At 48.2% G+C, this 328-nt stretch carries 1 protein-coding gene; it reads left to right on the top strand.

Annotated elements, in window-relative coordinates:
• A partial coding sequence (locus AB4512_RS22745; protein ID WP_372175801.1) for a DEAD/DEAH box helicase occupies positions 1 to 328 on the top strand: 328 nt, incomplete at both ends.

Below are 328 nucleotides of genomic sequence, written 5' to 3' on the forward strand. Positions count from 1 at the left end.
TGGTTATCTCACCGCTGATTTCGTTGATGAAAGACCAGGTTGATCAGTTGAAAGCCAACGGCGTCGCGGCAGAGTGCATTAACTCGTCAATGCCGCGTGAGAATCTGATCTCGGTCTTTAATCGTATGAACTCAGGTCAGTTGAAAATGGTGTATGTCTCGCCAGAGCGCGTGTTGATGCGTGACTTTATCGAGCGTCTACAAGGCTTACCGCTTTCGATGATTGCGGTCGATGAAGCGCACTGTATCTCTCAGTGGGGGCACGATTTCCGCCCTGAATATGCATCATTAGGTCAGCTTAAACAGTATTTCCCACATGTACCTTACAT

The sequence above is a fragment of the Vibrio sp. 10N.222.52.B7 genome, assembly GCF_041474275.1.
Classification (GTDB): Bacteria; Pseudomonadota; Gammaproteobacteria; order Enterobacterales; family Vibrionaceae; genus Vibrio; species Vibrio crassostreae_C.